20 protein-coding genes and 1 pseudogene are annotated in these 22,818 nt (G+C 27.3%); all 21 read left to right on the top strand.

Going from position 1 to position 22,818, the window contains the following annotated elements; all coding sequences use genetic code 4:
- Positions 1–4 precede the first annotated feature (4 nt).
- The 21 genes and pseudogenes from prmC to LT335_RS02140 all read left to right on the top strand — a co-directional run bounded on the left by prmC (position 5) and on the right by LT335_RS02140 (position 22,816).
- On the top strand, positions 5–847 hold the full coding sequence (gene prmC / locus LT335_RS02040) for a peptide chain release factor N(5)-glutamine methyltransferase (protein WP_249728280.1): 843 nt from the start codon (positions 5–7) through the stop codon (positions 845–847).
- A 116-nt stretch (positions 848–963) separates the two neighbouring features.
- Entirely contained in the window at positions 964–2,871 is a 1,908-nt protein-coding gene (locus LT335_RS04525; RefSeq protein WP_249728282.1) for an HTH domain-containing protein, read from the top strand.
- Between the two features lie 126 nt (positions 2,872–2,997).
- Positions 2,998–3,549, top strand: a complete 552-nt coding sequence (locus tag LT335_RS02050) for an L-threonylcarbamoyladenylate synthase (RefSeq protein WP_249728283.1) — start codon at positions 2,998–3,000, stop codon at positions 3,547–3,549.
- A gap of 133 nt (positions 3,550–3,682) precedes the next feature.
- Complete coding sequence (upp, locus tag LT335_RS02055) at positions 3,683–4,345, top strand: uracil phosphoribosyltransferase (protein WP_283778544.1); 663 nt, start codon at positions 3,683–3,685, stop codon at positions 4,343–4,345.
- A complete protein-coding gene (locus LT335_RS02060) occupies positions 4,320–4,769 on the top strand; it encodes a hypothetical protein (RefSeq protein WP_249728285.1) in 450 nt (149 codons plus the stop codon). Before upp ends, LT335_RS02060 begins: the two co-directional genes overlap by 26 nt.
- The gene (locus tag LT335_RS02065; RefSeq protein WP_249728287.1) at positions 4,763–5,581 is read left to right on the top strand and encodes a F0F1 ATP synthase subunit A; all 819 of its coding nucleotides are present in this window, start codon (positions 4,763–4,765) and stop codon (positions 5,579–5,581) included. Before LT335_RS02060 ends, LT335_RS02065 begins: the two co-directional genes overlap by 7 nt.
- A gap of 129 nt (positions 5,582–5,710) precedes the next feature.
- Complete coding sequence (gene atpE, locus LT335_RS02070) at positions 5,711–5,986, top strand: ATP synthase F0 subunit C (protein ID WP_349665633.1); 276 nt, start codon at positions 5,711–5,713, stop codon at positions 5,984–5,986.
- A 40-nt stretch (positions 5,987–6,026) separates the two neighbouring features.
- Positions 6,027–6,557, top strand: coding sequence for a F0F1 ATP synthase subunit B (atpF, locus tag LT335_RS02075; RefSeq protein ID WP_249728290.1), 531 nt, complete (start codon positions 6,027–6,029; stop codon positions 6,555–6,557).
- Between the two features lie 26 nt (positions 6,558–6,583).
- Positions 6,584–7,129 (top strand): F0F1 ATP synthase subunit delta, encoded by a 546-nt coding sequence (locus LT335_RS02080; RefSeq protein WP_249728293.1) that lies wholly within the window; start codon positions 6,584–6,586, stop codon positions 7,127–7,129.
- A 10-nt stretch (positions 7,130–7,139) separates the two neighbouring features.
- A complete protein-coding gene (gene atpA, locus LT335_RS02085) occupies positions 7,140–8,726 on the top strand; it encodes a F0F1 ATP synthase subunit alpha (protein ID WP_249728294.1) in 1,587 nt (528 codons plus the stop codon).
- 59 nt (positions 8,727–8,785) lie between these two features.
- Complete coding sequence (gene atpG / locus LT335_RS02090) at positions 8,786–9,637, top strand: ATP synthase F1 subunit gamma (RefSeq protein ID WP_249728296.1); 852 nt, start codon at positions 8,786–8,788, stop codon at positions 9,635–9,637.
- Between the two features lie 28 nt (positions 9,638–9,665).
- On the top strand, positions 9,666–11,147 hold the full coding sequence (gene atpD, locus LT335_RS02095; protein WP_249728298.1) for a F0F1 ATP synthase subunit beta: 1,482 nt from the start codon (positions 9,666–9,668) through the stop codon (positions 11,145–11,147).
- Positions 11,148–11,175: 28 nt separating this feature from the next.
- Positions 11,176–11,493, top strand: coding sequence for a hypothetical protein (locus LT335_RS02100; RefSeq protein WP_249728299.1), 318 nt, complete (start codon positions 11,176–11,178; stop codon positions 11,491–11,493).
- A gap of 11 nt (positions 11,494–11,504) precedes the next feature.
- Entirely contained in the window at positions 11,505–11,732 is a 228-nt protein-coding gene (locus LT335_RS02105; RefSeq protein ID WP_249728301.1) for a hypothetical protein, read from the top strand.
- A 370-nt stretch (positions 11,733–12,102) separates the two neighbouring features.
- On the top strand, positions 12,103–13,284 hold the full coding sequence (locus LT335_RS02110; RefSeq protein WP_249728302.1) for a hypothetical protein: 1,182 nt from the start codon (positions 12,103–12,105) through the stop codon (positions 13,282–13,284).
- A 121-nt stretch (positions 13,285–13,405) separates the two neighbouring features.
- Positions 13,406–15,490 (top strand): PTS transporter subunit EIIC, encoded by a 2,085-nt coding sequence (locus LT335_RS04530; protein ID WP_249728304.1) that lies wholly within the window; start codon positions 13,406–13,408, stop codon positions 15,488–15,490.
- Between the two features lie 182 nt (positions 15,491–15,672).
- Positions 15,673–17,967, top strand: a pseudogene (secA, locus tag LT335_RS02120) (preprotein translocase subunit SecA); the annotation flags it as partial.
- A 206-nt stretch (positions 17,968–18,173) separates the two neighbouring features.
- The gene (mnmG, locus tag LT335_RS02125) at positions 18,174–20,066 is read left to right on the top strand and encodes a tRNA uridine-5-carboxymethylaminomethyl(34) synthesis enzyme MnmG (RefSeq protein ID WP_374982212.1); all 1,893 of its coding nucleotides are present in this window, start codon (positions 18,174–18,176) and stop codon (positions 20,064–20,066) included.
- Positions 20,067–20,412: 346 nt separating this feature from the next.
- Positions 20,413–21,108 (top strand): 16S rRNA (guanine(527)-N(7))-methyltransferase RsmG, encoded by a 696-nt coding sequence (gene rsmG, locus LT335_RS02130; RefSeq protein ID WP_249728309.1) that lies wholly within the window; start codon positions 20,413–20,415, stop codon positions 21,106–21,108.
- A 60-nt stretch (positions 21,109–21,168) separates the two neighbouring features.
- Positions 21,169–21,933 (top strand): ParA family protein, encoded by a 765-nt coding sequence (locus LT335_RS02135; RefSeq protein ID WP_249728310.1) that lies wholly within the window; start codon positions 21,169–21,171, stop codon positions 21,931–21,933.
- Complete coding sequence (locus LT335_RS02140; protein ID WP_249728312.1) at positions 21,926–22,816, top strand: ParB/RepB/Spo0J family partition protein; 891 nt, start codon at positions 21,926–21,928, stop codon at positions 22,814–22,816. The genes LT335_RS02135 and LT335_RS02140 overlap by 8 nt, the downstream gene beginning before the upstream one ends.
- Positions 22,817–22,818 lie beyond the last annotated feature (2 nt).

A 22,818-nucleotide genomic window follows, 5' to 3' on the forward strand; every position in this document is an offset into this window, starting at 1 on the left:
AAATATGAAATATTATCAATTTTTAAGCCTTGCTAGAAAAATTAATCAAAACGATAACATTAATAAATTAATTTTAGCTAATTTATTAAAAAAGGATTTAACTTGAATTTATGCTAATTTAAATATGGTTAATACTGACAAAAATTTTTTACGAAAGTATTTATCTTTAGTAAAAAAATATGCTAGTGGTTTTCCTTTTGCTTATCTTTCAGGTCATGTTTTTTTCTATAATTACAAAATTTTTATTAATAAAAATGTCTTAATTCCGCGAAATGAAACAGAACTTTTGGTTTCTCGTACTTTATATTGAAGCCAAAAACTATTTAATCTTGTACCATTAAAAGTATTAGATTTAGGAACAGGCAGTGGATGTATTGCTATTAGTTTAGCCTTAAAAAATCCAGAATGAGAAGTTTTTGCTAGTGATATTAGTGATAAAGCGTTAAAAATTGCAAAATTAAATAAAGAGTTTTATCACTTAGATCGGCTTAATTTAGTAAAAAGCGATTTATTTAGTAATTTGGTGGACGAAAAATTTGATATTGTTATTAGTAATCCGCCTTATATTGATAAAAGTAAAAAAAATTATCAAGTTAATAATTTAAAATATGAACCAGAATTAGCTTTATTTGCCGATAATTTCGGCTTAGGATATTATCAAAGAATTCTAAAGTCAATTTTAAATTTTACGAATAAAGATTTTTTAATTTCTTTCGAAATTGGTTTTGATCAAAAGTCAGAATTAGAATCAATCTTAACTGAGAATTTTCAAAATTATTTTTATTGATTTGAAAAAGATTATAGTAATCATTGAAGATTTTTATTTATTAGTAGTCGCCAATTATAACATAAATTTGAATTTAAATATCATTATTTTTTTCATTAAAGTAATGATATTTTTTATTTTTAAAAAGGAAATTGCCCCATATTCTCTAAATTAGGATAATGGAGGGCAATACTTTAATGAGGCGAATTATTGAAATATTAAAAATGTTTCAAAATAATCCAAAATTTGTTTCACTAACTTATTTAGTAAAGAAGTTTTCTCTAACTATTAGAACTTTACAAAGGGACATTGCAAGAATTAATCGCTTATTAGCATCAGTTAGTAATTGTAAGATTATTAAAAGTAAAGATAAGCTAGTAATTGTTGGAAGTGAACCAAAAATTGCAATTGATAAATTGTTAAGAAAGATATTAAAAGTATCTGATTACAATCCTAGTGTAAAATGATATCAATTAATCTTCTATCAAATTTGAGAAGACCAACCTTTAACGAACAATAAATTATTTAATTTCACTAACGGTGTATTTTATGATTTAAAACAAGAAGTAAATTCAATTAATAATTGCCTTAATTATTATGATTTAAATCTTAAGTTAAAATTTAAAACAAAACAAGGTTGGGTTTTAGAAGGTTCAGAATCAGATTTAAGGTTACTTGCGACAAAAGTCTTAATTAGTGAAGTGAGCAGCCCATTACATCCTAACAATTATTTAGATACTAGTTTAGTACATCTACAAAATCAAGTAGCAACAATTTTACTTAATAATCAGTTTTACAATTCTTTCACAAAAGAAATACTATGATTTTTAGTTATTATAATTAAAAGAATAAAACTTAATCGATTATTAAATAGTTCATTACAACCTTTGCTTTTAGAAATGTTACTTAATGATCGTGTTATTACAAATAACTTTATTAAGTTATCTAGTATTTTGGAAGCACAATTTAGTTTGAAATTTGATTATTATGAAACAGTTTATTTAAAATCTGTAATGTTGCTCAATCAAAAAAACTTTAGTAATGATTTTTTAGCAAATTTAATTTTATCAATTAATAATTTTGTTAGTCGTTTATTAATTAAAGAATATCAGCTTTTATTAACTATTAAAGAATTCAAAATGACCCTTAGTGAATTTTTAAAAGAAAATCTTTTAAAGTTATTATTCAACTTCTATCAAGATTTCAAATTAGAAAATGTTAATAATCATTACTATCTATTAAATGCTTCTTATTGATATGGTTGAGAAATCCTTAATATAATTGTTTTTGTTTTAAAAAAATTTGATATTAATGTTAAATTTCGTTTCTTAGTTGATGACTACTTTTTAATGATCTTTAATAATTTTTACTTGGAAAGTAATAATAAAAACTGAGTAGTTTCTCTTTATTATCAATTTGATAATAAGTTTTCTCAGCAAAATAAAAAAGTAATTTTGTTTATTGAAAATAATTATAAGAATATTATTTCAAAATCCATAAATATAGATAATATTTATTATAAAAAGAATTTTTTAAATAAAAATTATGCAATTTTAGTTGATCATCAGTTTGATAATATTTTATTGCCAAGTCGAAAATTAGTTCTTATTAATAATAGTCAATCAAATCAGCAATTAAGACAAAATCTTGATTTTGTTTTAAAAAATATGTTGATTGATAAGATTCGTAGTTCGATTTTAGTTTTTCAATTCTTTTTTAGACAAAGATTTTCGGGCATAAAAAATTGTTTAGCCTATTTACAAGAAGCGTTAATTAGAAAATTTAAATTAAACTCAATTAATTTACAATTAAAAGATGGTTTTATTAATAGCAATTATTTGTTAAATAAAATTTTAATTATTCATAAACTAGTAACAAAAACTAATGTTGTCTTACCTATTATCTTAATTTATTTAAAACATCCATTAACATTTCATAAAAAGTTCCCAATTAATTTTATCTTCATTTCAATCAATAGCTCTGATACTTTATATAAATATCAAGGACTAGTTTCTTATATTGATATTGCAAAAACGAACTTTACTCCCCCAGTTCATAGTATTAAGAGCTTATATCAAATAATAAATAATAATATAAAAACCTAAAGTAAGCCTTGACTTTAGGTTTTTACTTTTAATTGATTACAGTCTGAAAAACCTATAAGAGTTTAATTTTTTTATTACAAATGATATAATTTTTTTCAGATTTTACTGTAATTATAGGAGTTTAAAATGGTTATGTTTGAACCAACACAATTAACAGAAATTATTAAAATCATTGAAAATGGTAATGTTATTGCTTTGCCAACTGATACTGTTTATGGTCTTGTTTGTAAATTTGATCAAATAACGGCAGTTAAAAAAATTTATCAAATTAAACAACGACCTGAAGCAAAACCATTACAAATTTTAGTAGCAGATTGAAAACAAGCTAAAAAATTGGCAGTAATTGATAATCAATTAATTAATGATTTAGAAAAAAAATTTGCTCCAGGGAAAGTTACAGTAATTGTTAAACCAATGGCAATAATAAGTCAAAATGAATATTGAAAACAATGAGATAATATTGCAATTAGAGTTAGCGCTTCGCCATTTATTCAAAAAATTATTAATATTGTTGGTCCATTAGCTGCAAGTAGTTGTAATCTTGCTGAAAAAGCACCAATTAATGAAGCAAGTAAAATTAATTTAGCAAATTTAGATTATATTGTTAATGGCAAAATAATTAATGGTAAAGCGTCTGCAGTTTATAACAGTTTGACAAAAGAGATTATTCGTAAATAAGGTTATGATTTTTAATTTTTTAATCTTTTGATTTTATAGTTGAATTATCTAAATAAAGGGCGTAAAATTTTTTATTAGTATAATTATAAAAACTTAATAAAAAGTCAAATAATTTAAAGGAGTAGTTTTATTAATGACAGATATCATAGATAAAAAGATGGCTAAAGAAAATGTTTTTATTATTAATCATCCGTTGATTTTAGATAAGTTAACAAGAATTAGAAATAAAAAAACAGAAAAAAAAGACTTTCAAGAAAATTTAACAGAAATTGTTAGTTTAATGGCTTATGAAGTTTTTAAAGATATTCCTTTAGATGATATTACAATTGAAACACCAATTGGAAAAACCAAAGGGAAAAATTTAACAAAAACAATTATTATTTGTCCGATTTTAAGAGCAGGGTTGGGTATGGTTAGTGGTCTTGAACATTTATTACCTAATGCAATTGTTAGTCATATTGGTTTATATCGTGATGAATCAACATTACAACCACAAGAATATTTTTTCAAATATCCTAATGTTGAAAATCATGAAGAAAATTTAGTTTATATTTTAGATCCAATGTTAGCTACTGGTGGTAGTACTTTAGCGGCAATTAATAAATTAAAAGCAGTTGGTGTTAAAAATATTACTTTTATTGGCATTGTTGGTGTTCAAGCAGCAATTAATAAAATTCATAAAGAACATAAAGATGTTAAAATTTATTTAGCTGCTTTAGATGAAAAGTTAAATGAAAATGGTTTTATTATTCCTGGATTAGGAGATGCTGGTGATCGAATTTTCGGCACAAAATAAAGCTTCTTGGTTGATTAAAGTTAAGAATAATAATAATTTACGAATTATTATTGTTATGATTGGTTATTGATTACTAATTAATCCAATTTTATTAAGTTTAATTAATTTATTTAATTATGATTGGAAAATTATTATTGGTTTTAATTTAGGTTTTTTTAGTAGTTTATTAGGTTTTTTTATTTTAGCAAAAACAAGTGATTGGTTTTTTAGTAAAGTCGCTTATAAACAAGCTTTAGCGTTTTTAATTTTTTTATTTCGTGTTTTATTATATGGTACGGTTATTGGCTTAGTAATTTACTTTAAATTTTCAAATTTATTTAGTTTAATTGCTGGCTTCTCATTATTATTAATTGCAGTTTTCACTAATGAATTTTTAGGATTAAAGAAAAGAAAAAATAATATGAAGGATACAGAACAATGTTAATTTCAGCAAGTTTAAAAAATTGAAATTATTGAGCGATTATGCCGCAATTAATAACAATTGCAATTACGACAATTATTATTGTTAGTATTAGTTTCATTTATCAAAGAAAAGTTAAAAAAATGGCGGCTGATGATGATCCTCGTGGTATCGTTCTTGCTGTTGAATTAGTTATAACATATGTTGAAGGGATTGTTGTTGATGTTTTAGGAGCAAAATATAAAAATGTTACAGTTTATTTATTATATTTAATGCTTTATATTTTAATTGGTAACTGATTATCAATCATTGGAATTGATTCTCAAGCATCAGTTTATACAGTAACCTTATCATTATCTTTAGTAACTTTTATTGGAATTTATTATCTTGGAATTAAATTTCAAAAATTATTATTCTTTAAAAAGTTTCTTACTAATCCTTTGGAATTAATTACACAATTTGCACCATTGATTTCTTTATCTTTCCGTCTATTTGGTAATATTATTGGTGGTTCAATTATTATGTCGTTACTTTATTTGCTTACTGGAAATATTTGAGGAAAAATTCCTGTAGTTGGTCAAGTTAACTTTTTAATCGGTACTGTTGCACCGTTCTTGCATATGTATTTTGATTTATTTGCTGGCTCGATTCAAGCATTAATTTTCGGTATGTTAACTATGGTATACTGAAAATTACAAATGGAAGGAGATTCTAAACCAGAAAAAGAACTTAAAATACCGAAGAAGATTAAAAAAAGACAAGAACAAGAACAAAATATTGATGATATTACTCATCAAGAACGATTATTATTAGATCGTCTTTTAAAAAGAAAATAAGATAAAATAAATTAAATATCTTTTGCTATTTTAAATTTTTTAATAAAATGATATTAATAAAAAAATAAAGCAATCAAAAGGAGAATATAAATTATGAGCATTTTTGCTGATACTACTCATCTAAATGTTATGACAACATTTTTCAGTCACATTTGAAATCTTTTAGCAATGACTGGTAGCATTTCTGATGGATTAAAATTTTTAGGAGCCGGTGTTGCCACAATTACTTGTTTTGGAGCCGGAATTGGTCAAGGTTACGCTGCTGGAAAAGCCGTTGAAGCCATTGCTAGAAATCCAGAAGTTGAATCTAAGGTTCGAACAATGTTTATTATTGGTGCTGCCATCTCTGAATCTGGTGCGATTTATGGTTTGGTTATTTCTTTAATTTTAATTTTTGTTGCTTAGGTAAACAAAAATAAAAGAAATATTAAAGGTTGTGAAATTTATGAATTGAAATATATTAGCAGGCAAAGCAATTAATGGTGATGATATTATTAACCAATTATTTCCAAATATTCCAATGTTAATTGCCCATGTATTTGCAACACTAATTTTGTTGCTGGTACTTTGACGATGAGTTTATAAGCCATTTCGAACATTATTGCATAATCGTCATTTAAATATTAAAGGTAAGTTAGATGATGCAGCAGTTAAACAAGCACTAGCAAATCAAGATCGTAGTCACGCTTTAGAAATGCTAAATAGTGCTAAAGTTGAAGCTGATGTTATCGTTAATGATGCTAAAACTAAAGCTTATGATGAAAGAAAAGAAATTCTTGATCAAGCTCATGTTGAAGCAATGCGAATTACTAACCAATCAAAACATGATATTGCTAAGCAAAAAAAAGCAGCTGAAAAGGAAATTAAAGCTGAAATTGAGGCAGTTTCTTTGGAATTGGCAAAAGTAATTTTGAATTCTGAAATTGATGCAAAAAAACATCAAAAATTTATTGACGATTTTATTGATAAAATTTAAGTTAAAAGTTAAAGGTTGTGGAAATTATGATTGATGATACAATAGTTAGCCACTGAAGTAATGCTTTTTTTCAGTTAGCAGTTGAAGATAAAGAAGTTAAGCAATATCGTAGTGAAGCAGGAATTTTAATTGATTTATTCACTAAATATCCTGAATTCCTCGATGTTGTTAGTAGTTCTGTTTTACCATTTACGGAAAAGAGTACAATTATTAAAACAACATTTAGTAAGTTTTCTCGTTATATGGTTAATTTCTTTTTATTACTAGCACAAGAAGGTTATTTTCGTTATTCATTATTAATCTTAAAAGAATTTCGTAAACTATGTAATACTTATGAAGGTATTGAATATGGTGTTGCTTACTCAGTTGTTGAGTTATCACCAAAACAACTTAAAAAATTAGAACATAAAATTAGTGATATTGTTAATAACAATGTTGAACTAGTAAATAAAATTGATAAAAGTTTAATAGCTGGTGTTAGAGTCAAAGTTAAAAATCAAGTCTTTGATGGCTCAGTTAAAGGACAAATGGATCAATTTAAATCTAAATTATTAAAAAATAATCAAGAATAGAGGTAATAAGGTGCCCTTAAATATTGACGAAATTGCAAAAATTATTAAAGCCCAAATTAAAAATTATGGCGAAAAAATTGTTTCTAATGAAGAAGGAACTGTTCTGACAGTTGGAGATGGAATTGCTTTAATTAATGGTTTAGATAAAGCAATGAATGGTGAATTAGTTTTTTTTCCTAAATCTAATACTTACGGTATGGTACTAAATTTAGAAGAAAATGCTGTTGGTGTTGTTTTAATGGGCAGTGATGCTTCAGTAAAAGAAAATGATATTGTTGAAAGAACAGGTAATGTTGTTGAAACTGTTGTTGGTAATCCACTTTTGGGAAGAGTTGTTAATGCTCTAGGGCAACCGATTGATGGTAAGGGACCAATTAAAAGTAATAAAACTCGACCAGTTGAAAGAATTGCTTTAGGAGTTATGACAAGAAAGTCAGTTTCTGAGCCATTAAGTACTGGTTTATTAGCAATTGATGCGATGATTCCAATTGGTAAAGGTCAAAGAGAGTTAATTATTGGTGACCGTCAAACTGGAAAAACAACGATTGCGATTGATACAATTATTAATCAAAAGAATAAAAATGTTTATTGTGTTTATGTTGCTATTGGTCAAAAGACTTCAACAGTTGCTCAAATTGTTGAAAAATTAACGCAATTAGGGGCAATTCAATACACAACAATTGTTAGTGCAACAGCAAGTGAATTAGCACCATTACAGTACTTAGCACCATATACAGGTGTAACAATTGCTGAAGAATGAATGGAACAAGGCAAAGATGTTTTAATTATTTACGATGATTTAAGTAAACATGCTGTTGCCTATCGTTCAATTTCTTTACTTTTAAGAAGACCTCCGGGAAGAGAAGCTTATCCAGGTGATGTTTTTTATTTACATTCTCGTTTATTAGAACGAGCTGCTAAATTAAATGAAAAATATCATGGCGGAAGCATTACTGCTTTACCAATTGTTGAAACACAAGCGGGTGATATTTCAGCTTATATTCCAACAAATGTTATTTCAATTACTGATGGACAAATTTTCTTAATGAGTGAATTATTTAATTCAGGAGTAAGACCAGCTGTTGATGTTGGGTTGTCAGTTTCTCGAGTTGGTTCAGCCGCTCAAATTAAAGCAATTAAACAAGTATCAGGTAGTTTGAAATTAGAATTAGCACAGTTTCGTGAATTACAATCTTTTGCTCAATTTGGTTCAGACTTAGATGATGCTACTAAAACCGTAATTGAACATGGGAAACGAGTAATTGAATTATTAAAGCAAAAACAAAATAATCCTTTAAATCAAATTGATCAAGCAATTATTTTATTAGCAATTAAAAATAAAACTATTAAATGATTACCTGTGGAAATGATGGAAGAATTGAAAAAAGAATTAATTGCTTATTTTCCTAAAAATCAAAGAAAAGATTATCAAAAATTAGAAACTAATTTAGCTTTTGATGATGAACTAATGAAACACATTAGTCATGGTATTGATAAAGTTGTTATTAATTTAACTAAGAAAATTTCTAGTTATGATGCTAAAAGATATGGTAATTTAGAAGATTGAAAAGCACTAACTAGTTCTGTTAGAGACTAGAATCTTTTAGTTTACTAGTATTATTTATCTAAAAAATTAAGTTTAAGGAGGTAAAATTGATGGCACAAGGAATTGAACATATTCGTCAAAGATTTAAAGTTGTTGATGTTAGTCATAAAGTAACAAAAGCGACACAATTAGTTGCAACAGCAAAATTAAAACGAATTGGGAAAAGAATTGAACACATTCAGCCTTATTATTCTGAAATTTATGATGCATTTCATCAATTATTACCGAAATTAGAAAATTCGTTTTATCTTAGAAATGAACCAATTGTCGCAAAGAAAACATTATGAGTAGTTTTTACTTCTAATTTAGGTTTGTGTGGTGGTTTTAATACTAATATTAGTAAATTAGCTTTAGAACAAATGCATGAAGAAGATGAAATTATTGCCGTTGGTAGTAAAGGTGCCGCATTTTTTAAAAATCATCACAAAAAAGTAATTGAAGAATATAATAGTTTCGATATTAATGTTAATTATCCTGATTCTCAAGCATTAACTTTAAACCTAGTTTCTAAATTTAACAATAAAAGTATTGATAGTATTAAAGTTGCTTATACAAAATATATCAATACTGTAACATTTGAACCAACAGTAATTGATTTATTACCAATTATTACTAGTAATAAAAATGCTAAAAGTGAAAGTATGGTTCTAACTGATTTTGAACCAGATGTTAAAACTGTAATTGAGTCAGCAATTCCTTTATATGTTGGAGCAATTATTTATGGTGCTTTAATTGAATCACAAGTAGCAGAGCAAGCTTCAAGAAGATTAGCAATGGAAAATGCTTCAAATAATGCTAGTGATATGAAAAATAGTTTATTAATTAGTTATAACAGAGCAAGACAAGGAGCAATTACGCAAGAAATTTCAGAAATTATTGGTGGAGCAGAAGCACAACAATAAACTGATAAGAAGTAATAAGGAGAAAAAAATGGCAACAACAAAAACTAAAACAAGTAAACCTGAAAAAACCCAAGTAAAACAACCAGCAATTAAAAAAGAACCAGTGAAAAAATCACAAGTAAGTCATATTGGTAAAATTTTACAAATTGCTGGACCGGTAATTGATATTAGATTTAGTGATGGTCATTTACCCAATTTGTATAATGCGATTAAAATTACTAACGATAAACAAGAACTAATTGTTGAAGCTTCACAACATATTGGTGATGATGTTGTTCGTTGTATTTCAATGGGACCAACTGAAGGTTTAACGCGAGGTTTACCAGCAACTGATTTAGGACATCCGATTACTGTTCCTGTTGGAGAAGTAACATTAGGAAGAATTTTTAATGTTTTAGGTCAACCAATTGATGAAAAAGGTCCAGTTAAAGCTAGTGTTACTTTACCAATTCATCGTTTAGCTCCAACTTTTGAAGAATTACAAACTAAGTCTGAAATTTTAGAAACTGGAATTAAAGTTATTGATTTGTTAGTTCCTTATCCTAGAGGTGGGAAAATTGGTTTATTTGGTGGTGCTGGTGTTGGTAAAACAGTTTTAGTTCAAGAATTAATTAATAACGTTGCGATTGAACATGGTGGTATTTCTGTGTTCACTGGAGTTGGTGAAAGAACGAGAGAAGGAAATGATTTATACTACGAAATGATTGAAGCAGGAGTTATTGATAAAACTGCTTTAGTTTTTGGTCAAATGTCTGAACCGCCAGGTGCTAGAATGCGTGTTGCTTTAACAGGTTTAACAATTGCTGAATATTTCCGTGATGAAAAACAACAAGATGTTTTATTATTTATTGATAATATTTTCCGATTTACTCAAGCTGGTAGTGAAGTGTCTGCTTTATTAGGTCGAATGCCTTCTGCTGTTGGTTATCAACCAACATTGGCAACAGAAATGGGAGCATTACAAGAACGAATTGTTTCAACAAAAAAAGGTTCAATTACTTCAATTCAAGCTGTTTATGTTCCAGCCGATGATTTAACTGACCCTGCTCCAGCAACAACATTTGCTCACTTAGATTCTAAAACTGTTTTAGAACGAAATATTGCGGCTTTGGGAATTTATCCTGCTGTTGATCCATTGGCTTCTGCTTCAAGAATGTTAGATCCAGAAATTGTTGGTCAAGAACATTATGATGTTGCGAGAAAAGTACAACAAATATTACAACGATTTTCTGAATTAGAACCAATTATTGCGATTTTGGGAATGGATGAATTAAGTGAAGAAGACAAAAAGATAGTTTCTCGTGCAAGACGAATTCGTAATTTCTTTTCACAACCATTCCATGTTGCTGAAAAGTTTTCTGGAGTGAAAGGAATTTATGTTCCTGTTGCAACAACAATTGCTAGTTTTAAAGCAATTTTAAATGGTAGTTGTGATGATTTACCAGAACAAGCATTTTTATATGTTGGCTCAATTGATGAAGCAAGACAAAAGGCAAAAACATTAAAATAAATTATTAAAATTATAAGTTGGTGATTATATGGCTTTAAATTTAAAAATTATTACACCAGATGGAATATTTTTTAATGGTCCTGTTGATAGTGTTAATATTAAAACAACTGAAGGTTATATTACGCTTTTAGAATGACGAACACCATTGATTGCTAATATTGCCATTGCACCAATGATGTATCGTATTAATGGACACCCTCATTATTTAAGTATTGCTGGAGGGATTTTAATTAGTACCCTTCATGAAGTAAGAGTTATTAGTGATACAATTCAAAATCGGCCAGGTACTAAAGAACTTGAAAGAAATGATCCTGAAATCAAGAAACGATTAGGAACTGAAGATTAGTCGAGGTAATTATGGATAATAGTATTTTAAAATATATAATTGAAATTAGCGTTTATATATTTAGTTTTATTATTAGTGCAGTTGCAATTAAAGCAATTCCGTTTCATAAATTTTTAGATCATAGTAAAGTTAAAGAAGCTTGAATTTTGTATATTTTAACAGTATTAGTGTTTACTTTTTGTATTGGTGGTTTAATTACTAATTTTATTGGTTTAGATATTTGATTTCCTAGTAAATAGTTGAATATTTTTTAAAATTTATTCTTAATAAATATAATCTTTGATTTTTATTGATGTATAATAAAAATGGTATAGATTTATTAAAATTATTAAATTTTATTAATTTAATTATTTTTGTTTATGAGTTTAATTAATATAAATTATTCATACTATTGTGATACAAGAGTACAGAGCAAAAAGGGTTTATTATATTTATTTATGTATAAAATTTGGTCGTTAAACTTTAAATGAAAATAAAATATAAATGATAGTAGTTATAGCAATATGACTACTATTTTCATTTTTTGATAAAAAGTAATTAAAAGTAAAGTGAATTGTAATAATTTTAAAAAAAGAATTATAATAAATGAGAAAAGAGAGGTGTAGAAGAGTGAAGAAATTTTTACTTGCTTTATTAACAATAATTCCAATTTCTAGTGGTGTAATATCAATAGTAGTAGGTTCACAAGTAGTAAGAAATAATATTACTTATGTTAATAAAACTATTTATTTAGATAATAAGAAACAAAAATTAGTTGAAAACCAAGATTCTTTTGTAGTTAATGGTAATTATTATGATACAACTCATCGAATTTATATGAGTTCTAATAAAGATAAAACTCTGCCAGAACAAGATAACAGAGATGATTATATTATTGGAAAAGGTAAAAAAGATAAGTGATATAATAAATTATTTTCTGCTTTATCATTAGATATTACAAAATATGCTGCTAATAAAACTGAGTTTTTAAATAGATATAACTCAGTTAATATTAATTATTCATATATGGATAATTTTTGAAATGGTTTACAAGGTTGAACTAATTTATATCAAAAAAAACCATCAATTTTACCAGGAATTTATATTTTGAATTTAAAAGCAAATGACGAAAAAAATGAAGTATTTCAAGATACAGATAAAAAACATAAGGGTAATGAAAAGGTAAGATTCATTTTAAATAGTTCTTGAAATGGTAATATTTTAAATCTTAATTGAGAATTAGGTGTTTGATATCATTGAGCTCTAGGAAGTATTTTTAATCATGCTGCTTTAGCAAGCTTTACAAATGATCAATATACTTTTTTGAAAATGCCAAGAGATAATAATAAACTTAGTGCTGAAATCAAGAATAGTACAATTGTTAAATCTTCTAGTTTTACTTTAGCAAATGAGTCTAAAGTATCGGGTTTAAGCAGTGTAGATAGTGAGTTAAAAAATAAGTCAAAACAAAAAGATATAAATAATTCACTTTTTAAATTTATTCCAATGATTGTTCAAACTTATGTTGGTGGAAAAATTGTTCATGTCTCAAATGGAACTTGATTTTTTACTTTAGCAGTAGTTATGACATGATATTCAGATTCATGAGTTGCTTTGGATTCTAATTTAATATTAAGTTCAGGGCTTGATATTAATCGATCACTTAGTATAAATACTCTAGGTTCAATTTATAGTATGACTTATAAATCGATTTCTGGTGTTGATTATGGTAATTATGAACCACTTGATCCAAGATTTATTGGAATGAAATTATTTGGAACGATTATTGTTCCTTATATTTATCTTGCTTAAAATAAAAAATAATTAAAAAAGATATTTTTTTCTAAATTTTTTATAGTTTTGGAAAAATAATCGTTTATAATTGAATTGTTATTAACAATAATAAAATAATTGAAAAGAAAGGTGGGGTACGATGAATAAACTTTTTCACAAAAAAGTTGATAATTCACAAAACCAAGAAAATGAAAAAATCAATTTCAAATTGCGTTTTAGTAATTTTGGTAGCAAATTATTTGGTAAAACCCAAAATTTAGCTCGAGCAATTGTGTTTCCAATTGCGGTTTTACCTGTTGCCGGATTGTTACTTGGTATTGGTGGTGGTGTTGCTGGTATTCTTACTACTCAACATCCAGGTGCTGTTGGTGCAATTGGTTTTTTCAATGTTCTTAAAGCTGGTGGCGATATTATTTTTGCCAATTTAGGTGTTATTTTTGCCGTCTCAATTGCTTTTGGATTTGCTAAGCAAAGTAAAGGTGTTGCGGCATTATCTGGTTTTATTACATTTGCAGTTATGTCAGCATTGATTGCAGCATTATTTATTCCTCATAGTATTACTGGTACTGATGGTAAAGAACATTTAATTGCTCGTTTTGATCCTTGAAATTTAACTGACCATAAACCATTTGATGATAATGAAATCGCTAATTCTGGAATTTTTAAAAATGTTTTAGGAATTCCTAACACTCTTGATGCATCAGTATTAGGTGGAATGTTAGTTGGATGATTAGTAGCAGTTGTTCATAATCGTTTTTATAATGTTAAAATGCCAAAAGTTCTAGCATTCTTTGCTGGAGAACGTTTTGTTCCAATTCTTGCTGTATTTTTAGGAATTGGTATGGGTACTGTAATGTTTTTTGCTTGACCAGCATTAATTAAAGCATTCCAAGCAATCGGTACTGGTATGGGTAAAGGTATGAATTTAAATACTCTTAAAGATGGAGCATTAAATGGTGCTAATTTTAAACCAACTGCAGGAGGAGCATTTATTGCTATGTTCTTTGGAATTACTGAAAGATTATTAATTCCAACAGGTTTACATCATGTGCAATATACACCATTTTGATTTACTGATGTTGGTGGTCACTGAATGAATTCTGATGGTGCTGCTTTTAGTGGTGCTTATTCAATCTTCTTTGGTCAATTTGGTTCAGGGTTACTAGGTCATGCAGATCAAACACCGGGAACAATGTTTATGTCAGGTCGATTTGCTTTTATGCAATATGGTTATCCATTTGCTGCTTTAGCAATGTGAAAACTTTCACGACCAGAAAATCGTAAAATGGTTGCTGGAGTATTAGGTTCTGCAGCGTTAACTTCATTCTTAACAGGAATTACTGAACCAATTTTATTCTCATTCTTATTTGTTGCTCCTTGAGCTTATGTCTTTGATGCATTTATGGCGGGAATTAGTTTTATGATGGCATATTTATTTAATGTCGTTGTTGGACAAGGTTTTGCAGCCGGATTTATTGACTTTACATTCTTTGGAATTGTGCCGCATGTAATGGGAATGAAAACAGGATTCTATTGAATATTTGTTGCTGGTGCCTTAATGATGCCTAGTTATTACTTTGGATTCTACTACATTATTAAATGAAAGAAATATCAAACACTTGGCCGTGAAAATAGTCAAGAAGCTACTAATTTAGCAATGCAAGCAACAAAATCATCTTTAGAAAAGAATACTAAAGATGCTGTTGATAAAATTACTAATTTACTTAACGGTTTAGGTGGCAAAGATAATATTGTTGATGTCATTGCTGAAGGTCAAATTTTACAAGCAACATTAGTTGATGTAACTAAAATTTCAAAAGCAGCAATTCGTTTAAGTGATACAAAAACTATTAAAATTGAAGATAAAAAAGTGTTAATTACTTATCTTAATGGTGCTCAATCAGTAGTTAATCAATTACAAGCAAAAATTCAACAAGCGCCAGTATCTAATCAAAATAACCCAACTAATAAAAAAATGAAAACTGATCTTAATCGTTTAGAAGCAATTTTTGAAGGTTTGGGTGGTCGTGATAATATTACTGTCTTAGATAATTGTGCTACTCGTTTACGAGTTACTGTTATTGACCTAACAAAAGTTAATGATGATATTCTTAAATCAACAGGTGCAATTGCTGTTGTTAAAAAAGGAACTGCTGTCCAAGTAATTTATGGTCTTGATGTTCCGAATATTAAAAATGATTTAGCAGCAATTTGAAAAGTTTAATTAATCTGAAAAGGCTTTTAGTAATAAAAGCCTTTTTTTATTTTTCTTTTAATTAGAGTAATAAATTAAAGTTTGCAAAAAAAATAATTAAATATATAATTATGCTGAAAGGTTATTTTTTGTTTCTTTAATTTAGAACGAAGAAATAATCAATTAGGAAACAATTGATGGTGATTTAATTAATGTGAGATAGTAAAATTCTACGCAAAATTAGAAAACAAGTAAAAGAAATAATTGCTTTAGAATCAGAAATGAAACACTTATCAGATTCTCAACTAACAGTTAAAACTGAAGAATTTCGTCAAAGATTAATGAAAGATGAAACTTTAGATGATATATTAGTTGAGGCTTTTGCTGTTGCCCGAGAAGCATCACGAAGAGTAACAGGTTTACATCCTTACCCAGTACAATTAATTGGTGGTATTGTTTTACATAATGGTGATGTTGCCGAAATGAAAACAGGTGAAGGGAAAACTTTAACAGCTGTAATGCCAATTTACTTAAATGCTTTAAGTGGTAAAGGGGTTCATATTATTACCGTTAATGAATATTTAGCACAAAGAGATGCTGAGTCAAATCAACCAATTTTTGATTTTTTAGGAATTACAATCGGTGTTAATTTAAGAGAGTATACACCTTATTTAAAACGAGAAGCTTATAATAAAGATATTACTTATACAACTAATGCTGAATTAGGTTTTGATTACCTTCGTGATAATATGGTTCGTAGTTTTGCTGATAAAGTACAAAGACCATTAAACTTTGCCATTATTGATGAAGCTGATTCAGTTTTAATTGATGAAGCAAGAACACCATTAATTATTTCTGGTGGCGCAAAAAATCGAACACCATTATATCAAGCAACTGATGCCTTTGCTAAATCTTTAGTTCCAAATGATTATAAGATTGATTGAGAAAGTAAACAAATTGCTTTAACTGCATCTGGTGTTAGAAAAGCACAAAATTATTTTAAATTAAAAAATCTCTTTGACATTGAAAATTCAGAGTTATTTCATCATATTTCGAATGCTTTAAGAGCAAATTATATTTTTAAATTAGATGTTGAATATGTTGTTCGAGATGGCGAAATTGTTTTAGTTGATCAATTTACTGGTCGTTTAATGGCAGGAAGAGTTTATAGTGATGGTTTACATCAAGCAATTCAAGCAAAAGAAAAAGTAAATATTCAACAAGAAACAACAACTGTTGCCACAATTACTTATCAAAATTTCTTTCGATTATATAATAAATTAAGTGGTATGACAGGAACTGCAAAAACTGAAGAAGAAGAATTTGTTAAGATTTATAATATGCGAGTTATTTCAATTCCAACTAATAAGCCAATCATTCGAGAAGATAAACCTGATTTTGTTTTTGCTACTTTAAATGCCAAGTTTAAATCATTGCTTAAAGAAGTAAAAGAACGAAATGCTAAAGGTCAACCAATTTTAATTGGAACTGCTAATGTTGATGTTTCAGAACGAATATCTAATATGTTGCGATTAGAAGGTATTAGACACGAGATTTTAAATGCGAAAAACCATGCTCGTGAAGCTGAAATTATTGCTAAAGCAGGAGAGTTGCATGCTGTTACTTTGGCAACTAATATGGCAGGTCGTGGTACTGATATTAAATTAGCAAAAGGTGTTAGAGAATTAGGTGGTTTAGCTGTTTTAGGAACCGAAAGAAACGAAGCCAGAAGAATTGATAACCAATTAAGAGGAAGAGCAGGTCGACAAGGTGACCCTGGATTTTCACGATTTTATGTTTCAATTGAAGATGAATTAATTATGCGTTTTGGTGGCGAAAAATTAAAAAGAGCTTTTGCTAGTTTAGGTGAAGATTATATTAAATCAAAAATGCTAACAAGAGCAATTACAAGAGCGCAACAAAAAATTGAAGGTTTAAACTTTGATGCTCGAAAAAATTTATTAGATTATGATAATGTTATTGCACAACATCGAGAAGCAATGTATCGTCAAAGAGATAAAATTTTACAATCAACAAATGTTTTACCAATTTTAGAAACAATGCATAAAACAGTTGCTCGTGATTTATTAAGAATTTTTACTAAAATTCAAGGAAGAGAACAATATATTGATTATCAAGATTTAATTAAAGCAATTGAAAATAAAATTCTTAAACCAGAAACTTTAGAATTAAAAGTATTAAAAAAAATGGAATCTGAAGCAGTAATTAATTTAATTAGTGCCAAATCTTATGAATTTTATTTAGAAAAACGAGCAAACTTAAATGAAGTAATTGCTGAACAAATTGAATACTCAACTTTATTACAAGTTTTTGATAAATACTGAACAGAACATATTGATGCTTTAAGTAAATTAAGAGCAGGAATTCATTTACGAGGTTATGCTCAGCTAAATCCACTCCAAGCTTATATTGAAGAAGCTTCAAAAATGTTTAATCGTATGACAATCAATATTGCTCATCAAGTAATTATTATGTTACATAGTATTGATCCAAATCAAATGCAAGTTCGTGGCGAAAGAGAAATTTTAGATACAATTTTAGCTGCTAATCCTGAAACAAAGACAAAAATTGGTTAAAAATAACGAAAATTAAGGTTCATATTAGATTATGAACTTTTTATTTGCAATTTTTATGATACAATTGTTAATGCTAAAAAATTATTAACTAGTTAGGAGGTCAGAAAATGAAGCAAATTAAATATGATTTTGATGTTATTGTCATCGGTGCCGGTCATGCCGGTGTTGAAGCCGCTCTTGCCTCAGCACGAACTGGCCACAAAACTGCAATTATAACCCTAGATAAAAATAAAATCGCTTTAATGCCATGTAATCCTTCAATTGGTGGTTCAGCAAAAGGAATTGTTGTTCGCGAAATTGATGCTTTAGGTGGCGAAATGGCAAAAGCTGCTGATGCTACAGCACTGCAAATGAAATTATTAAATAATTCTCGTGGTCCTGCTGTCTGAGCAATGCGAGCACAATCAGATAAAATTGCTTATTCACAATATATGAAGAATGTGCTTGAAGAACAAGAAAATTTAACAATTATTGAAATAATGATTGAATCAATATTAGTTAATGCTAATAACGAAGTTTATGGTGTTAAAGCAGAATCAGGAAGAACTTTCTTCAGCAAAATTGTGATTTTAACAACAGGAACTTATATGAAATCTGTAACTTTAAGAGGTTTTGACAAAAAAAATGAAGGTCCAGATCAACAAAGAACAAGTAATGGTATTTCTGATCAATTAGCAAATCTTGGATTTCAATTAGTTCGTTTAAAAACAGGAACCCCACCAAGATTGCTTCGTAGTAGTATTGATTTTTCACAAACAAAAGTTGAATTGGGTAGTGATTTACCATTGGCATTTAGTCATCAAACAAAGAAATTTTTACCAATTACCGAACAATTACCTTGTTATTTAATTTATACTAATGATAAAACTCATGAAATTATTAATAATAATTTAGATAAATCACCAATGTATAATGGCACAATTACTGCTAATGGACCAAGATATTGTCCAAGTATTGAAGATAAGGTTGTTCGTTTTGCTGATAAACCAAGACATCAAATCTTTTTAGAACCAGAATCAAAACAATTATCAAGTATTTATGTGCAAGGATTATCAACTTCTTTAGCAATTGAACAACAAGATCAAATTTTAAGAACTTTACCAGGTTTAGAAAATTGTCAAGTATTAAAATGAGCTTATGCGATTGAATATGATGCAATTGATCCACGACAATTATGACCAAGTTTAGAAACGAAACTTATTAAAAACTTTTTTACTGCTGGTCAAATTAATGGTACAAGTGGTTATGAAGAAGCTGCTTGTCAGGGATTAATGGCAGCGATTAATGCTCATCTAAAATTAACTAATAGAGAACCATTAATTTTAAAACGTGATGAAGGATATATTGGCGTTTTAATTGATGATTTAACAACCAAAGGTAATGGTTATGAACCTTATCGGTTATTAACTTCATTAGCAGAACATCGTTTATTATTACGAAATGATAATGCTCAAACTCGTTTAATTAAATATGGTTATGATGCCAATTTAGTTACTGAAAATCAATGAAAGCAATTTCAGCAACAACAAGCATTAAGTAAAGTTATTGCCGAAAAATTACAAACAATTAAAATTACTAGAAATAGTGACTTTGGACAACTTTTAACAGAAAAATATCAATCATTTATTCCTGATAATAGTATTAGTTGTTATGAGTTATTAAAACGACCAGAAATTAAATTAGAATATTTTAAAACAGTAATTTCAGAAATTAATGATTTAGACTATCATCAATTATTAGAATTAGAAATTTCAATTAAGTTTGCTGGTTACATTAAACAACAAGAAAAAAATGCCCAACAAATGTTAAGTTGAGAAGCAAAACAAATTCCAAAAGATATTGATTATAATTTAGTTGAAAACATTACTTTGGCAGCAAAAGAAAAACTACAATTAATTAGACCTTTAACAATTGCTCACGCAACAAGAATTCCAGGGATTAGCCCCTCTGATATTCAAATGTTATTATTCTTTTTAAAAAATAAATACCCATACTTGAATGCTAATTAGATCTTTAATTAGCATTTTTTATTAAAAATCTAAAGAAAGAACCGATAAAGTTAAAGAAAAATTATGATAAAATTGTTAAAAAGGTTTTTTGTTATTGTGAGTAATGATTTTGTTTTAGACCAATTTGATGAATGTGAAATGACTTATTAAAAAAAGTTGTTTTTTAAAAACAACTTTAAATCTTTTGTACTACATTTAAATGCTAATGTAGATAGATTTTTTTAGAGTAAACTAATCAAATTTACAAAATGTAACTCCTTAAAAGGGCATTTAATGATTAGTATCATAATATAATTATATAATATAATTTACTTTAATCAATCAATTTTAAATAAAGGAATAATTTATGAATTCTAAATGAATAGTAGGTTTAAAAGATTTTCAATTAACTAAAGAAATTGAAGCAAATTTACAAAGATATTATCAATTAATTATTGAATATAATCAAAAGTTTAACTTAACAACAATTACTGAAGAAGATGAAGTTTATAATAAACATTTTTATGATGCTTTATTAATGACAAATGTGATTAAACTTAATGATCAAAGTCTTTGTGATGTTGGTTCTGGTCTTGGTGTACCTGGAATTGTTTTAAAAATTTGTTTTCCAAACTTAAAATTATCAATTGTTGAAGCTAATCAAAAGAAATGTCAATTTTTAAAAGTAGTTACTGATAATTTAAAATTACAAGATGTTCACATTATTAATCAAAGAGTGGAAGTATTTGCTCATGAATACCGAGAAATTTTTGATTTAGTTGTTGCAAGAGCAGTTGCACCATTAAATATTCTTAATGAAATTTGTTTGCCATTAGTAAGAATTTCTGGAAAGTTTATTGCTTATAAAGCTTTGAATGTTAATTCTGAATTAAATAATATCAATTCTGGTTTATCATTATTAGGTGCAACTTTAATTAATCAGAATTCTTATCAATTACCAAATAATTATGGAACAAGAAATTTATTAATTTTTCAAAAGCAAAAATTAACACCATTAAAATATCCTAGACCGTACCAACAAATCAAGAATAAACCTTTATAATTTAAATTTGCTAAAATTTAAAATGTAATGTATGATAGAAAATGATTAAGGTGAAAAAATATGAGTAAAATAATTGCCATTGCCAATCAAAAAGGTGGAGTTGGTAAAACAACTACCGCCACAAATTTAGCAGCCGGACTTGGCTTGGAAAATAAAAAGGTCTTACTAATTGATTTGGATGCTCAAGGAAGTGCGACAATTTCGATGGGATTTAATTTTAATAATCTTAATAAAGATATTTATGATGTTATTGTTAATGAAACAACGATTGAAGAAGTAATTAAACCTAATGTTTGCAAAGGTGTTGATTTAGTACCAGCAACAATTTCTTTAGCAGGTGCTGAAATTTTCCTTTTAGAACATTCAAAAACGAAAAAAAATGTTTTATTAGAAAAACTTGCTCCAGTTCGCAATAAGTATGATTATATTATTATTGATTGCCCACCAAGTTTAGGTTTAATTAATCGTAATGCTTTGTCTGCTTCTGATTCAGTAATTATTCCGTTACAAGCTGAATTTTATGCTTTGGGTGGATTAGTGCAATTATTATCAACAATTCGGTGAATTCAACAATTATTTAATCCGAATTTAAAAATTGAAGGCATTTTACTAACAATGGTTAATATTCATACTAATGCTTCGGTTGAAGTAATTAAAGAAATTAAGAAAAATTTCAAAGAAAGAGTTTATCGTAATTATATTCCGCGAAATATTACTTTAAGTGAAGCTCCGTCACACGGAAAAAATATTTTTGATTACCGACCAAAATGTCGTGGAGCCGTTGCTTATCGCAATTTAGTTAGTGAGGTTTTAAATAATGGCTAATAATAAGAAAAGTAGATTAGGAATTAAAGGATTAGAAACAATTTTTGGTGATGGTCTTAATGATTTAGTTGATAATATTGAAAAGTCACCTGAAGTTCAAGAAAGTTTATCGCAAGAAGTTGCTTTAAATAAAATTATTCCAAATCCTCATCAACCAAGAAAGCATTTTAATTCTCAAGAATTAGAAGAATTGAGTCAATCAATTAAGACTCATGGTTTAATTCAACCAGTTATTATTGCAAAAATTAAAGATAGTGAATTTTATCAATTAATTGCTGGTGAACGAAGAAAGAAAGCTTCAGAACTTGCAGGATTAAAAACAATTAAAGCAGTAATAATTGAAGCAACAGATCAACAAATTATGGAATTTGCTTTAATTGAAAATATTCAAAGAGTTGATTTAAATGCTTTTGAAGAAGCACAAGCTTATCGAACTTTAATTGATAAAATGAAATGAACTCATGAAGAGTTAGCGAAAAAAGTTAACAAATCAAGATCTCATGTTACTAATACAATGAGAATTTTAGATTTGCCAGCTGAAGTATTAAAAATGGTTAAAGATGATAAGTTAACCATGGGTCATGTGAAACCATTATTACAATTAACACCAAATAGTATTTTAATTGTTAATTTAGCTCATCGTGCTTTTGAAGAAAAATGAACTGTTCGTAAAGTTGAAGATATGATTAAAGCTCAGCAATTATTAAATTCAAAAAAGAAACCTAATTTAAAACCAAATGATATTTATTTAAATGATTTAGAAAATAATTTAAGTCGTAAGTTAAGTACGAAAGTAAAGATTAAAGATAAAAAAATGATTATTAGTTATCATAATAATCAAGATTTAAATCGTTTATTAGAATTATTGAAGTTGATTGATTAGTA

Origin of the sequence: Spiroplasma attinicola (assembly GCF_023509825.1) — a bacterium.
GTDB lineage: Bacteria > Bacillota_I > Bacilli_A > Mycoplasmatales > VBWQ01 > Spiroplasma_D > Spiroplasma_D attinicola.